Below are 13932 nucleotides of genomic sequence, written 5' to 3'. Positions count from 1 at the left end.
TCTCGTGCGGGTGACGAGAAGAACGACAAGAATTCACATCAAGAATTCAACGGATGAAATCAAGGGGAAACGTCCATGACCAGGAAGCAATGGTTACTGTCCGGCTTCGTCGCCTTCACCTGCCTCGTCCCGATCGCCGCCGGCGCCGGCCCGATCGAGAATTACAGTCCGGTCACCGCGCAGCGCCTGGAGAATCCGGAAGCCGGCAACTGGATGCTCTATCGACGGACCTATGACGGGCAGGGCTATAGCACGCTCGACCAGATCAACACCTCGAACGTCAAGAATCTCACGCCGGTCTGGACCTTCGCCACCGGCGTCGTCGAAGGCCACGAGGCGCCGCCGATCGTCAACAACGGCGTGATGTTCGTGGCAACTCCCATGGGGCAGGTGATCGCGCTGAATGCCAAGACCGGCGACGAATACTGGCGCTACAAGCGGCAACTCCCCGACGATCTGTTCCAGTTGCATCCGACCAGCCGCGGCGTCGGCCTCTGGGACGACAAGCTCTATCTCGCCACCACCGACGACCACGTCGTCGCGCTCGACGCCAAGACCGGCAAGGTGGTGTGGGACACCAAGGTGCAGGATTATAAGAAGGGGCAGTACATGACCCTGATGCCCCTGGTCGTCGACGGCAAGGTCATCGTCGGCGGCTCTGGCGGCGAGTTCGGCGTGCGCGGCTACGTTGCCGCCTACGATGCCAAGGACGGCAAGGAGTTGTGGCGAACCTTCACCATTCCCGGTGAAGGCGAGCCTGGTCATGATACCTGGCAGGGCGAGGACTGGAAGAACGGCGGCGGCTCGGCCTGGATGACCGGCACCTACGACAAGGACGCCAAGACGATCTACTGGGGCGTCGGCAATGCCGCGCCGTGGCCCGGCGAGATGCATCCAGGCGACAATCTCTACACCTCGTCCGTGATCGCGCTCGATCCCAACACCGGCAAGATCAAGACCCATCACCAGTATCATCAGAACGATTCGTGGGACTGGGACGAGGTCGATGCGCCGATGCTGGTCGATCTGCAACGTGACGGCCGCAGCATCAAGAGCCTGATCCATCCGGGCCGCGATGCGATCTTCTGGGTGCTCGAGCGCACGCCGACCAAGATCAATTACGTCGCCGGCTGGCCGTTCGTCTCCACCGACGTCTGGAAAGGCATCGAGCCCGAGAGCGGCAAGCCGATCGTCGATCCCGCGCACAAGCCGGTCGTCGGCAAACGCGTCGAGTTCTGCCCGTCGCTCTGGGGCGGCAAGGACTGGCCGTCGGCGGCCTACAGCCAGAAGACCGGTCTCGTCTACGTGCCCGCCAACGAGAATTTCTGCGGCGGCTTCACCGGCGAGAAGATTCCGCTGAAGCCGGGCGAGCTCTGGCTCGGCACCAAGCCGGAAGACATCGGCCTGAAGGCCAAGCCCGGCGCCGATCATTTCGGCGAGCTCCAGGCCTGGGATCCCACGACCGGCAAGAAGGTGTGGCAGCACAACTTCCCGAAGTCGCAGCTGTTCGGCTCGGTGACGGCGACCGCCGGAGACCTCGTCTTCGCCGGCGGCACCAACGACCGCAATTTCCGCGCCTTCAACGCCAAGACTGGCGAGTTGTTGTGGGAGCAGAAGACCAACTCAGGCATCATGGGCATGCCAATCTCCTATGAGGTCGACGGCACGCAGTACATCGCAATCCAGTCCGGCTGGGGCGTCGATGCGCAGCGCATCCAGGATGCGCTGGCGACCAACGATATCGGCATCGAATCCAACGTGCCGCAGGGCGGTGTGGTCTGGGTCTTTGCGCTCAAGAAATAGCTCCGCTGGCGGATCGAAAGAAGCGGAGTGTGCAGGGGGCGAGCGAATGCGGCGGACGGCAGCGTCCGCCGCATTCTGCTGTGTGCGCCCTGAGAGGGGCATAGCTGCCTGCTTGAGGCGGACCGCCACTCGTCCCCACGCAAAAGAAGGCGGACTACATTGCAAGGCCACGCAAGAAGCAGGCAGAGAAATTCGACTGGTCGGGATCAAAGGGCAAACGCCGCCTCATGCTCCGAGATCGGCGCCGCCGTCCTGCCTTTCGAGATGTTTCAGCATCGTGGTGCAGGCTTCTTCCGCTTCCGCGAAAGTCTTGAACGGTGAGCCGCCGATCTTGATCGCGCCATTGGTCTGATAGAGCGGTCGCCATGACGCCACATAGCCCGGCTGCCCGTGAAAGCCGGGACCGGCGGGACTCTCATGGCTGATCACGAACGAATAGCCCTCGCTGCTCGCGCTCCATATTTCCATGTGCTCGACAGCGCGGTGGAATTGCAGGGCCATCAGCGTCAGTCACCGGGACATGAGATCGTCATGTTCGGGCGCCCCTTAGCCAACCATCATAAGCAAGCTCATTGCCCCCATCAGCACGAAAAATCCGGTCATCGTGGTGACGATGAACCTACGCTCTGCCCCGTTCATGGCCGTCTTCCTTCGTGGCCTATGAAGGCAGCATGCCGACTTCCGGAAGTCGCGTCGGTTCGTTTATGGACATAGAAAGCCAGTAATTATGCGGGCTGCGCCCTTTTCGCAGGACTGAATTCATTGGCAACCGTGGCACCAAGTCCAAGCCCGTCTGCGGGCCGCATCGGGTCTACCGGATCCTGACCACGGAAGCGAACGCAGTGGTCGAGCCAAGCCGATACCGGTGATCCTGGCGGCCGATGAGAGCGCGATGTCTGAATGCGCGCACCGTGGGATGAGGCGCGCTGCATTGGCAGTTACCGGATGACGCGCTCAAGATCGTGATGCGTGGGGCGGACAAGCAAGGTAATGCCGCTGCATAGCGCGGGCGCTCTTCACGGAAGCGCAAACAACAGCGCCGCCCCGAAAGGTCCGGCGAGTGTTAGTCCGTGTCAGCGAACTCACTTCTTTATGGCGTCTGCCGCGTGCCTTGCGGCTTCTTGTATGAACGTAGGGAGTGCGAGATCGCGAGGTCAGCGGACCGGCAGCATCAGATGCTCGTACTGCGTGCCGGGCCACATCACATAGGGTCTCGTTGGGTCCGCCTTCGCGTCGCGTGGATAACCATCCAACATCTTGGCGCCAGAGCCGACGATCATCACATGTGCGCCGGTCTTGATCCAGTTGTTGCCGGCCTCTTCTTTTGTTGCATACGGGTCGGTGTTGCTCGCACCCCCGTCTCCTCGGAGCATGTACATGAACCCTACCTTGTTCGCCGGTGGCTCCTTGTGATCCATCCAGGCTGTTGCCCATTCCATCGCGTTCTTATCGCCGCACATCGGGTCCGGGTTGGCCGGATCGGCGTGACCTGGCATGCACGTCCACTGCCCCGTTCCTTGGCGCAATGTCCGCATCTTGCCGTCGTGGTCCATAGCGACGATCGTTGCATCTTTGGCGATGGCCTCGGGCGCGGCTGACAGCGATAGTTTAATCAGCTCTTCGTCGCTCATGTTGTGGCCGGTTGAGCCTTGAGCGAAGCCGTAGCTCGGGGCAAATGCGAGAGCAAATAAGGTTGCATAAGCCAGCGATTTCATCGCGATGTCCTCCTGTGATCTTTGTCGATGGCAGCCGCGGAGTAAGCCGAAAGGCGGCCATCTGCACTGAGGTGCTTGCACGTGATAATCCTAGGCTCCTTGTTGGCCTCCCGCAACGATGCAGACCCATCCACAACCACGACGCGCGGTGGTCAAGCCGCGATCCCCCAACCCACTGACAATTTGCCAGCGGTATCACGCGGCGCTCGACCATGACTCATCTCGCCCGTCGTCGTGACTGCGACGTCTGACAGGAAAGCTGGCTGATCCCATTACGGCGATGTCCAAGGTCGGCAGCATCGGCCTGCGCAGCGGCAATCCGACTGAGAGTGATCCATGGCAATGGCGCTGCAGCTTCTATCCTGGGTCACGTGCCGGCGGGTGCATGTCGGGCACAGCGAAAACGTTCGAGAGCACGCGTGCTGCGTTCTTGGCTGCGTCGGCGGTATTCCTGTCCAAGCGCACCGAAGTCGATTTCAGGAAGCGGCGAGAAGAACTGGACGGCACGGAGATATGCCACGTGGGATTGCGGCAAGAGAGCGCCGAGTGCGTGTCTTTCAGCGTCACTGCCCTCTCCCACAACAAGGGGAGAGGGCACATCGGATGGGGAAGGTTGCTCTAACCTAAAGCGCTCAACGCGCTTTACGCCTCCAATTGCTTGCCGATCGGAAGCGCGCGGATGCGTTTTCCGGTCGCGGCGAAGATCGCATTCATCAGCGCCGGGGCGAAGGGCGGCACGCCGGGCTCGCCGACGCCGCTCGGCGGCGTGTCGGGTCCGGGCGGCACGATATGGACGTTGGTGATCAGCGGAGCCTCGTCCATCCTGAGGACCTGGAAGTCGTCGAAGTTCTTCTGCTCCACCTTGCCGTCCTTGAAGGTGATCTCGCCATATTTGGCGAGGCCGAGGCCCATGATCGCCGCGCCTTCGATCTGCGAGGCGATGCGCTCGGGGTTGACATAGGTGCCGCAATCGATGGCGGTGTCGACCCGTGGCACCGTCAGCTTGCCCTTGTCGTCGACGGCCACCTCGACGATGGTCGCGATGTAGCTGACGAAGCTGCGGTGCACGGCGATGCCGAGGCCGTGGCCCTTCGGCACCTGGCGTCCCCATTCGCCCTTCTCGGCGACCAGCTCGACCACCTTGCGCAGGCGCGCGGTGTCGATCGGGTAGCTGTCATAGGGCTCGCCATAGTTCCAGAGGTCCTTCACCGCGGGCTTGACGATCCGCGGGCTTCCAATCAGCGCGAGCAGCGTCTCCTTCTGATCGCGGCCGGTCGCATGCGCGATCTCGCCGACCATTGATTGCACCGCGAAGGCGCGCGGGATGTTCGACACCGAGCGGAACCAGCCGATGCGGGTGTGCGCGGCCGCTTCCGGATTTTCGCAGGAGATGTTGGCGATCTCGAAGGGCATGTCGACGAGGCCCATGCCGAGCTCGAACGGTGCCTGGTGAACGGTATCGGCGGCGAAGGTCGATGCGATGCTGGGAGCCACGCTGCGGTGGCGCCAGGCGATCACCTTGCCGTTCTTGTCGAGCCCCGCCTCGATCCGCTCGGCCGAGACGGTGTGCAGGAAGTCGTGCTGGACGTCGTCCTCCCGCGTCCACTGCACCTTCACCGGCGTGCCGAGCTCCTTCGACAGCAGTGCGGCTTCGAGCGCGAAGTCGCATTTCGACTTGCGGCCGAAGCCGCCGCCGAGCAGCGTGACGTTGACCGTGACGTTCTGCTCGGGGATACCGAGCGTCTTGGCGACGTCTTCGCGTGTGCCGCCCGGGCTCTGAACCGGCGCCCAGATCTCCGCTTTGTCGTCCTTGACGTCGGCAACCGCGACCGGCGGCTCCATGCTGACATGGGCAAGGTGCGGGATGTAGTACTCGCCGACGATCACCTTGTCGGCGCTCTTCAGCGCGGCATCCGCATCGCCCTCCTGGCGCACGACGAGGCCCGGCTTGCGCGAGGCGTCCTCGAGCTCCTTGCGGTAGGCGACCGAGTCGTATTTGGCATTCGCGCCGTCGTCCCAGGTCAGCTTCAGCGCGTCGCGGCCCTTGATCGCCGCACCGGTGTTGCGGGCGATCACTGCAACGCCGCCGAGCGGCTGGAATTTCGAGGGCCACGGCCAGCCGCGGACCTTCATCACCTTCTCGACGCCGGGGACCTTCAACGCCGCGTCCGGATCGAACGAGACCAGCGTGCCGCCGGTCACCGGCGGGCGCGCGATGACCGCGTATTTCATGCCGGGCAGGCGTATGTCGGCGCCGTAGCGCGCCTTGCCCGTCGTGATGTCGTGGAGATCGACGATGCCGATCCGGCCCTTGGTCAGGTAGCGGAAGTCCTTGGGGTCCTTCAGCTTGAGGCCCTCGATGCTCGGCACCGATTGCTTGGCGGCATCGGCCGCGAGCTCGCCGTAGCCAAGCTTGCGTCCGCTGGCGCTGTGGACCACCTCGTGATTGACGGCCTTGACCTCGGCAGCCGGCACGCCCCAGCGTTTGGCCGCGGCCTGCTCCAGCATGATGCGGGCGGACGCGCCGATCTGGCGCATCGGGATCAGATAGTGCCGCGTGCTGCGGGAGCCGTCGGTGTCCTGGTTGCCGAACTTGACCTCGTCGCCATGGGCCTGCTCGACCTTGACCCTGGACCAGTCGGCCTCCATCTCCTCGGCCACGATCAGCGGCAGGCTGGTGCGCACGCCCGTGCCCATCTCCGAGCGGTGGGCGAGAATGGTGACGATGCCGTCAGGCGCGACCGCGACGAAGACGCGTGGATCGACCACGACGCCGTGCGGCATCTTTCCCGCTCCGGTCTCATAGGCGAAGGCCTGGCGCGTCATCACGGGCGCGGCGAGCACGAAGCCGCCGGTGACGCCGAGACCCTTCAGGATACTGCGGCGGGAGACCTTCTCGACCTTGATGTGCTTTTCGAAGCCGCGAAGCTTCCGGGGATTGTCGATGAAATTCATGATCACACCCCCGTCGATGCGAGATGAACGGCGTTCTCGATGCGCTGGTAGCAGCCGCAGCGGCAGATGTTGCCCGCCATGGCCTCGCGGATCTGCTCATGCGACGGTTTTGGATTTTCCATCAGCAGCGCGGCGGCCTGCATGATCTGGCCGGCCTGGCAGAAGCCGCATTGGGGAACGTTGACCTGGCGCCAGGCCTTCTGGACGGGATGATCGCCGGTGGGATGCAGCCCTTCGATCGTCGTGACCTCGCGTCCCGCGACGTCGTTGATCGATGTGATGCAGGCGCGCACGGCCTCCTTGTCGACGATGACCGTGCAGGCGCCGCACAAGGCCTGGCCGCAGCCGAATTTGGTGCCGGTCAGCCCGGCCTCGTCGCGCAGGAACCAGAGTAGCGGAAGATCCGGGTCGCCGTCCCAGCTCTGTTCCTGGCCGTTGATCCTTATTTTGATCATGATCGTCCTCGCTCTTCATAAGCTTGTCGATTTTTGATTGCGCCGACGTCGTCGACGCCATGGTCCGTGTGTCGTCTCGCCCGCATCCAGCCTGTTGTCCCCGCGCGGGCAGGTCCCGGGAGGAGGTCGGAATGCGATTGGCGATGTCTGGATGTGCTCGATACCTCCCGTTTTGTTCTTATTTGATTGAATTTGGCGCGGCATCGTCACGCCGCGACTCTTATCAGAGATCGGGCCGGACCGGCATTCACAGCCGGGTGTGCTTGACGTGAAGAGATTGTATCCGCGGTTTGGCAAAAGCAGGGCGGCGATGCTGCGCGTAGCTTTTGCAGCGGCAGGTTGCGCGACAAAAAAAGCTTCGTCCGCCAGAGGGACTGCGCGGACGAAGCAGGATGCCTCAGTCGAGGGAGGGAGAAGCGCAGGACGCGGACTTCAAGCAGGAAGTCGGCGGCACTGCGCAGTCATTCAAAGACCAGGACTGAGGGAGCAGAGGGCCCTCGCAGGCGCATCAAACGAAGGGGCGGAACCACGCCGCCGCAATCTTGGGAGCCTCGCCGTCCGGCGCGCTGGTGATGGTCGGGACCAGCGGCCGGACGGGCGTGGCGAGCGTCTGGCGGCCTCAGGCGGCCTTGGCTTTGGCCACGTGGGTCGCGATCGCGTCCATCAGGGGCGGCGACAGGCAGTCATAGGGCTCGAGCCCGAGCTCCTTGAGCCGCGACCGCACACCGGCCATCTGCTCCGGCTTCACGCCGGATTCGATCACCGAGGAGACGAAGGCGGCGAAGCCGGGAGCGGCCGAGCCCTGTTCCTGGAACAGCTCGGGATGGATGAAGTCGAGACCGTAGAACGGATGGTTCTTGTTCTCGATGCGGCCGTACATGTGCGTGCCGCAGGCCTTGCAGGCATAGCGCTGGATCACCGCCGACGGGTCGACGATCTGCAGCTTGTCGCCGTTCTCGAGCACGGAGACGTTCTGGCGCGGCACGACCGCGACCACCGAGAACATCGCGCCCTGCGGCTTCCAGCACTTGGTGCAGCCGCAGGCATGGTTGTGGGCGACGTCGCCCTTCACGCTGACCTTGACCGGGTGGTCACTGCATTTGCAGACCAGCGTGCCGCCGGCAAAGCTGCCGCTGCCCTGTTTGACGCCGTTGTCGATCGAGGGATGGAGTGCAACAGTCATGGGTCGATCCTCCTTGGGTGGGATGTCTGAGAGCTAGAACACGACGACTGAACGGATGGACTTGCCCTCGTGCATGAGGTCGAAGCCCTTGTTGATCTCTTCGAGCTTCAGCACGTGGGTGATCATCGGATCGATCTGGATCTTTCCGTTCATGTACCAGTCGACGATCTTCGGCACGTCGGTGCGGCCGCGCGCGCCGCCGAAGGCGGTGCCCCGCCAGTTGCGCCCGGTGACGAGCTGGAACGGACGGGTGGCGATCTCCTTGCCCGCTTCCGCGACGCCGATGATGATCGAGGTGCCCCAGCCGCGATGGCAGGCTTCCAGCGCCTGGCGCATCACCGTGGTGTTGCCGGTGCAGTCGAAGGTGTAATCGGCGCCGCCGTCGGTGAGGCTGACGAGATGCGGGACGATGTCGCCCGTGATCTTCTTGGGGTTGACGAAGTCGGTCATGCCGAACCGGCGGCCCCATTCCTCCTTGGAGTCGTTGACGTCGACGCCAATGATCTTGTCGGCGCCAGCCATCTTGGCGCCCTGGATGACGTTGAGGCCGATGCCGCCGAGGCCGAACACGACCACGTTGGAGCCCGGCTCGACCTTGGCGGTGTTGACGACTGCGCCGACGCCGGTGGTGACGCCGCAGCCGATGTAGCAGCTCTTGTCGAAGGGCGCGTCCTCGCGGATCTTCGCCACCGCGATCTCCGGCAGCACCGTGAAGTTCGAGAACGTCGAGCAGCCCATGTAGTGGTAGATCGGCTTGCCCTTGTAGGAGAAGCGGCTGGTTCCGTCAGGCATCACGCCCTTGCCCTGGGTGGCGCGGATCGCGGTGCAGAGATTGGTCTTCTGGCTCAGGCAGCTTTTGCACTGCCGGCATTCCGGCGTGTAGAGCGGGATGACGTGATCGCCCGGCTTCACCGAGGTCACGCCGGGGCCGATCTCGCGGATGATGCCCGCGCCCTCATGGCCCAGAATCGAGGGGAAGATTCCCTCGCTGTCGAAGCCGTCGAGCGTGTAGGCGTCGGTATGGCAGATGCCGGTCGCCTTGATTTCGACCAGAACTTCACCGGCCTTCGGGCCTTCCAGATCGACCTCGACGATTTCAAGCGGTTTTTTCGCTTCAAAAGCGACGGCTGCACGTGTCTTCATCGTAAACTCCTCAGATCTTCACGGAGATGCCGAGATTTAAGTCCCGGTCAGACTCCAAACGTTCACTTCTTGTTGCCCATGCAGGCATCTTCAGCCGCCGTGTATGCCTGCGTCTTGTCCTCATGCTTGGGTGGCCGCGCACGGCCCCAGGCGTCATTGGCCCGGGCGCGCAGATAGACGTAAAGGTCGTCCATGTAACAGGCGACGTTCGGATTGTCGCCGAAGGCCGGCATCACGTTCTCCTGCGCCGTGGAGATATTCTTGCGGCCGGAGGCGACGACGCCGAGGAAGTCGGCGTAGCTCATGGTCTTGAGCGAATCCTTCAGCGCCGGAGCGTAGGTGGAGCCCATTCCGTCAGGGCCGTGGCAGACATGGCACTCGGAGTGATAGCGGCGGTATCCGGAATAGGTGTACCAGTCCACGGATCCGTCGCTGACCTTGTAGGTCGGGTTTCCCTCCTTATCGGACCATTCGCCACTTTCGTTCTGTTTGACGGCGGTCGGGTCACCCGAGCCGTCCGCGACGGCAATTCCTCCGGACGCGACGAACATCATCGCAGCAATGACAGAGCAGATTCTACGCAAGTGAGTTTTCCTCGGACGCGTTCGGTGGAGACGAGCCGGCGCGTGGAGTTGATCCACGCGCCGGGACGATACGAGTCGACGTTAGTTCGGCAGCGAGAACACGGTCAGCGTACCGCCGAGAGCCGTGTAGTTCGACAGCGCCGCGTAGCCGCCGACCGCGCCGAGACCGGCCGTCGGATCGGTCAGACCAGCCGCCAGACCGATGCCGGCCCAGCCGCCCACGCCGGAGAGCACGGCAACGTACTGCTTGCCATTGTTCTCATAGGTCGTGACGTTGCCGATGATGCCGGAGGGAGTCTTGAACTTGTAGAGCTCCTTGCCGGTCTTGGCATCGACTGCCTTCAGGTAGCCTTCGAGCGTGCCGTAGAACACCACGCCGCCGGCGGTTGCGAGCGCACCGGACCAAACGGAGAACTGCTCCTTGTTGGACCAGACGATCTTGCCGGTCTTGCCGTCCCAGGCGATGAAGTTGCCCATGTTGGTCTCGCCCTGCGGCGGATACATCGACAGCGTCGCACCCACATAGGGCTGGCCTGCGGTGTAGCTGACCTTGAACGGCTCGTAGTCCATGCAGACGTGGTTGGTCGGTACGTAGAACAGCTGCGTGTCCGGCGAGTAGGCCGCCGGCTGCTCGTCCTTGGTGCCGAGCGCGGCCGGGCAGATGCCCTTGGTGTTGTGGTCCTCTCCGCCCTTTTCGGTCGAAGCTGCATCGAGCACCTTCGGACGACCATAGGTCGGCGAGTTCTTGTCCATGTCGACGCCGGAGGTCCAGTTCACCTTCGGATCGTACTTCTCGGCGACCAGCAGCTCGCCGGTGGCACGGTCCATGGTGTAGGCGAGACCGTTGCGATCGAAGTGCGTCAGCAGCTTCCTCGCCTGGCCATTGATGCTCTGATCGGAGAGGATCATTTCGTTGACGCCGTCATAGTCCCACTCGTCGTGGGGCGTCATCTGGTAGACCCACTTGGCCAAACCGGTGTCCGGATTGCGCGCGAAGACGGTCATCGACCACTTGTTGTCGCCCGGGCGCTGTTTCGGATTCCAGGTCGAGGGATTGCCGGAGCCGTAGTAGATCAGGTCGAGGGTGGGGTCGTAGGAGACCCAGCCCCAGGTGCAACCGCCGCCGATCTTCCACTGATCGCCCTGCCAGGTCTTGAGGCTCGAATCCTTGCCGACCGGCTTGCCGAGCGCAGTGGTCTTGTCGTCGAACAGGATCTGGTCATCCGGGCCTTCCGAATAGGCCTTCCAGACCTGCTTGCCGTCCTTGACGTCGTAGGCGGTCATGCTGCACTGAACGCCGAATTCGCCGCCGGAGGTGCCAACGAGCACCTTGTCCTTGACGACCAGAGGCGCCGAGGTGCCGGTCTGGCCCTTGGTGGGATCGCCGTTCTTCGCGGCCCATACCTGCTTGCCGGTCTTGGCATCCAGCGCGACGAGCATGTCATCGGCCTGGTGCAGGAAGATCTTGCCGTCGGAGAAAGCGAGACCGCGATTGACGGTGTCGCAGCACATCACCGGGATGACGTTCGGGTCCTGCTTGGGCTCGTAGCTCCAGATGATCTTGTTCTCGTTGGAAAGGTCAAGAGCGTAGACCTTGTTCGGGAACGGGGTGTGGACATACATCACGTTGCCGATGATCAGCGGCCCACCTTCGTGGCCGCGCAGCACGCCGGTTGAGAAGGTCCAGGCGACCTGGAGCTTGCCGACGTTCTGGGCGTTGATCTGGTTCAGTTTGGAATAGCGGCTGTTGGCGTAGTCGCCGGCCGGCATCACCCAGTCTTTCGGGTTCTGCGACATCTTGTTCAACTCGTCATTGGCTGACGCGCTGCCGACGGCGAGAACCGCCGCGGAGCCAAGATAGGTCGCCAGTAGCACCTTGCGCATAGTTTATTCCTCCTAGGGCTCGTTTATTGTTTCCAAAGCATTGCTAAATCGCTGGGCATTGACGTCCAGCGTCTGCTCGTGCAGGGCGGTCACGATTGGGACCAGAAACGATGCTGTGAGTTTCCTCCTCCTGGTATGAGCCACGGGTCCGCGTTTCGTCTGCAGCCCGTTTCTTGTTGTTCCTGCCACATTCCCTAACCGGTTCATAATCGGGAAACTTGCCCAAGAGGGAAGCTGCTTTGCTCGACAGCGCACGGATGCGAAGTTTTTGATTTTGCAGTAGCGAATTCAGCGGCTTCCGCGACGCCTGTCCGCGGCCTTTGGCGCTCAGGTTCCCCTTGACGGCGGTGCAACTAAGGCGGAGGATTATTCTTAAGGATGGCAGTGGGGCATAGCGCTTGCCCCAAAAGACCGCCCAAATTCGAGGTAAACGTCGCGCAATCACGACAGAGGGCACCCAGCGGCACCGGTCGCGATTCGCATCGTATCTCCGGGTGAAACCAGTTGGCTGGATGATGTCCGACACAATCCACACGCTCTCGACGACCGGACTGACGCCGAAGAAGCAGATCCAGAGCTGGATCGACGGGCTGACGAGCCTGTGCGGCTACTTCGACGTGGATCCGCTGGAAGCGTCCTCGCTCGAGGGCCGTATCGACTACACCACCGTCTCGCGCCTCAAGCTCTGCCAGATTGAGGTGAGCCAGCATCGCGTCGCGCACACGCTCGCGCGAGCCAAGGCGAACGAGCATCCCTATATCAAGATCCACTTCCAGACCTACGGCGTGTCCTATTTCGAGCAGGACGGCCGCCACATCGAGCTCAATCCGGGCGACATCATCGCCTATGATGTGTCCTGCCCGCATTCGATTATCAGTCCCGCCTTCACGCGGCACGACGTGGTGATCGTGCCGAAGTCGTTGTTGCGCGATCGCGGTTTCCCCTCGCAGCGGATGCCCGCCTGCAAGCTGTCGGCGAAGACGGGAACGGGGCGGATCGCCCATGATTTCGTCCATGCGACCTTCGACGAGGCGGCGAAGCTGTCGGCGAACAGCGCGGTCGGCGTCGCCGATTCGCTGATCGATCTGTTGCTGCTGCCGCTGCGCGAGGCCGACACGATGTTCGATCGGGTCGGGCCCGAGGCCATGTATGTGCGCGCGCAGTTCTTCATTCGCGAGCATCTGCGCGATCCGGATCTGTGCATCGACCAGATATCCACGGAGCTCGGCTGCTCCAAGCGCTATCTGCACATGCTGTTCTCTGAGCGCGGCACCACGGTGAGCGACTATATCTGGCAGGCGCGCCTTCAGAACTGCCGGCAGGAGCTCGAGGCCCACGGCGGCAAGACCATCACCGACGTCGCGTTCTCCTGGGGCTTCTCCAGCTCATCGCACTTCAGCCGGGTGTTCAGGAAGTATTTCGGCGTGGTGCCGTCGTCGATCCACAAGGGGCAACAGAGCGCCGTTTCCTCGGAAGAGCACTAGGCGGGTAGGGGGCGCAGCCCTCTTGCAGGACATTCCGATGCTTGGTCGTTCGAGGAACTGGCGCGAAGGCGAGGCGCCGGATCGGCCAGGGGCAAGGCCGCCAAAAGGAAGCGGCCCTGACCGTTCAGGGGACTCCGGCGCCAATGTGCATGCTTACACTCAATGGAAGAGCTGACGCGCGGAGCTTCGAGCTTGAGGGCGCGGCAAGTGACGGAAGTGGGGGGCGGCGCGAGACCCGACAATCGCCATGTGCGCCTTGCCTCAGGTCGACGGAGCAACGTAGGGAATGCTGGTCACGAGAGCGACGACCAGGACCGCGTTGGTCAGCATCCCGCCCCAATGCAGCCAGCGTAACCGACGCGCCGCATTGGCATCGCCCGCGCCCCCGGCGCTGAGCTGGTCATCCATCTGTCGCAGAAACCAGAGGCGTCCCCAGATCGCGAAAGCCGCGATCAGGGCGGGACCGATTGCGAAGGCAAATCGACCGGTCACGACGAAAACCACCGTCCCGATTGCGCCGACAACGCTCAACATCAGGAAATAGGCATTGAACTGCCCGCGCAACAGCAGGGCGACGGGCCGGATGTCGAGCTTCACCAGCAGGAAGGCGGGCGACGACAGCAGAAAATAGCCCATCGGGAAAAGCAGGATGATCATGGTGGCCACAGTGACGCCGTCCGGTGTCATGCGATCGGCCTTTCTCGTCCGGACCGGGGGGCTTGACGC

General features: G+C 62.9%; 11 protein-coding genes. 2 read left to right on the top strand and 9 right to left on the bottom strand.

Going from position 1 to position 13932, the window contains the following annotated elements; all coding sequences use genetic code 11:
• Positions 1-75: 75 nt before the first annotated feature.
• On the top strand, positions 76-1803 hold the full coding sequence (locus AXW67_RS08710; protein WP_063677525.1) for a methanol/ethanol family PQQ-dependent dehydrogenase: 1728 nt from the start codon (positions 76-78) through the stop codon (positions 1801-1803).
• Between the two features lie 225 nt (positions 1804-2028).
• Here the strand turns inward: AXW67_RS08710 and AXW67_RS08705 are convergent, their stop codons facing one another.
• From AXW67_RS08705 to xoxF5, 8 genes are all read right to left on the bottom strand, one after another.
• A complete protein-coding gene (locus tag AXW67_RS08705) occupies positions 2029-2304 on the bottom strand; it encodes a hypothetical protein (RefSeq protein ID WP_027551138.1) in 276 nt (91 codons plus the stop codon).
• A 653-nt stretch (positions 2305-2957) separates the two neighbouring features.
• The gene (locus AXW67_RS08700) at positions 2958-3518 is read right to left on the bottom strand and encodes a hypothetical protein (protein ID WP_027551137.1); all 561 of its coding nucleotides are present in this window, start codon (positions 3516-3518) and stop codon (positions 2958-2960) included.
• A 642-nt stretch (positions 3519-4160) separates the two neighbouring features.
• Positions 4161-6473: a xanthine dehydrogenase family protein molybdopterin-binding subunit gene (locus AXW67_RS08690; protein WP_063677523.1), complete on the bottom strand. Its 2313-nt coding sequence runs from the start codon at positions 6471-6473 to the stop codon at positions 4161-4163.
• Positions 6474-6475: 2 nt separating this feature from the next.
• Entirely contained in the window at positions 6476-6928 is a 453-nt protein-coding gene (locus AXW67_RS08685) for a (2Fe-2S)-binding protein (RefSeq protein WP_063677522.1), read from the bottom strand.
• A gap of 619 nt (positions 6929-7547) precedes the next feature.
• A complete protein-coding gene (gene gfa, locus AXW67_RS08680) occupies positions 7548-8111 on the bottom strand; it encodes an S-(hydroxymethyl)glutathione synthase (RefSeq protein WP_027551134.1) in 564 nt (187 codons plus the stop codon).
• A gap of 33 nt (positions 8112-8144) precedes the next feature.
• Positions 8145-9254 (bottom strand): S-(hydroxymethyl)glutathione dehydrogenase/class III alcohol dehydrogenase, encoded by a 1110-nt coding sequence (locus tag AXW67_RS08675; protein WP_027551133.1) that lies wholly within the window; start codon positions 9252-9254, stop codon positions 8145-8147.
• Between the two features lie 62 nt (positions 9255-9316).
• Positions 9317-9808 carry a c-type cytochrome, methanol metabolism-related gene (locus AXW67_RS08670; protein ID WP_082907833.1) on the bottom strand — a complete coding sequence of 164 codons (492 nt, stop codon included), beginning with the start codon at positions 9806-9808 and terminating at the stop codon, positions 9317-9319.
• Between the two features lie 111 nt (positions 9809-9919).
• Complete coding sequence (gene xoxF5, locus AXW67_RS08665) at positions 9920-11722, bottom strand: lanthanide-dependent methanol dehydrogenase XoxF5 (RefSeq protein WP_063677521.1); 1803 nt, start codon at positions 11720-11722, stop codon at positions 9920-9922.
• Between the two features lie 515 nt (positions 11723-12237).
• Between xoxF5 and AXW67_RS08660 the strand changes: the two genes are divergently transcribed.
• The gene (locus AXW67_RS08660; RefSeq protein WP_063677634.1) at positions 12238-13206 is read left to right on the top strand and encodes a helix-turn-helix domain-containing protein; all 969 of its coding nucleotides are present in this window, start codon (positions 12238-12240) and stop codon (positions 13204-13206) included.
• 261 nt (positions 13207-13467) lie between these two features.
• Here the strand turns inward: AXW67_RS08660 and AXW67_RS08655 are convergent, their stop codons facing one another.
• Positions 13468-13893: a hypothetical protein gene (locus AXW67_RS08655; protein WP_063677520.1), complete on the bottom strand. Its 426-nt coding sequence runs from the start codon at positions 13891-13893 to the stop codon at positions 13468-13470.
• Positions 13894-13932: the final 39 nt, after the last annotated feature.

The organism is Bradyrhizobium neotropicale (assembly GCF_001641695.1).
In the GTDB taxonomy this organism is placed as follows: Bacteria; Pseudomonadota; Alphaproteobacteria; order Rhizobiales; family Xanthobacteraceae; genus Bradyrhizobium; species Bradyrhizobium neotropicale.
The sequence above is the reverse complement of the archived record's forward strand: the minus strand, read 5'-3'. Positions and strand labels throughout refer to the sequence as shown.

What these genes read in the sequence shown, in the direction of transcription:
- AXW67_RS08655 (WP_063677520.1), bottom strand. Translation starts at nt 13,893, where the DNA reads ATGACACCGGACGGCGTCACTGTGGCCACCATGATCATCCTGCTTTTC.
- AXW67_RS08690 (WP_063677523.1), bottom strand. Translation starts at nt 6,473, where the DNA reads ATGAATTTCATCGACAATCCCCGGAAGCTTCGCGGCTTCGAAAAGCAC.
- AXW67_RS08700 (WP_027551137.1), bottom strand. Translation starts at nt 3,518, where the DNA reads ATGAAATCGCTGGCTTATGCAACCTTATTTGCTCTCGCATTTGCCCCG.
- AXW67_RS08710 (WP_063677525.1), top strand. Translation starts at nt 76, where the DNA reads ATGACCAGGAAGCAATGGTTACTGTCCGGCTTCGTCGCCTTCACCTGC.
- xoxF5 (WP_063677521.1), bottom strand. Translation starts at nt 11,722, where the DNA reads ATGCGCAAGGTGCTACTGGCGACCTATCTTGGCTCCGCGGCGGTTCTC.
- AXW67_RS08675 (WP_027551133.1), bottom strand. Translation starts at nt 9,254, where the DNA reads ATGAAGACACGTGCAGCCGTCGCTTTTGAAGCGAAAAAACCGCTTGAA.
- gfa (WP_027551134.1), bottom strand. Translation starts at nt 8,111, where the DNA reads ATGACTGTTGCACTCCATCCCTCGATCGACAACGGCGTCAAACAGGGC.
- AXW67_RS08705 (WP_027551138.1), bottom strand. Translation starts at nt 2,304, where the DNA reads ATGGCCCTGCAATTCCACCGCGCTGTCGAGCACATGGAAATATGGAGC.
- AXW67_RS08670 (WP_082907833.1), bottom strand. Translation starts at nt 9,808, where the DNA reads ATGATGTTCGTCGCGTCCGGAGGAATTGCCGTCGCGGACGGCTCGGGT.
- AXW67_RS08685 (WP_063677522.1), bottom strand. Translation starts at nt 6,928, where the DNA reads ATGATCAAAATAAGGATCAACGGCCAGGAACAGAGCTGGGACGGCGAC.
- AXW67_RS08660 (WP_063677634.1), top strand. Translation starts at nt 12,238, where the DNA reads ATGTCCGACACAATCCACACGCTCTCGACGACCGGACTGACGCCGAAG.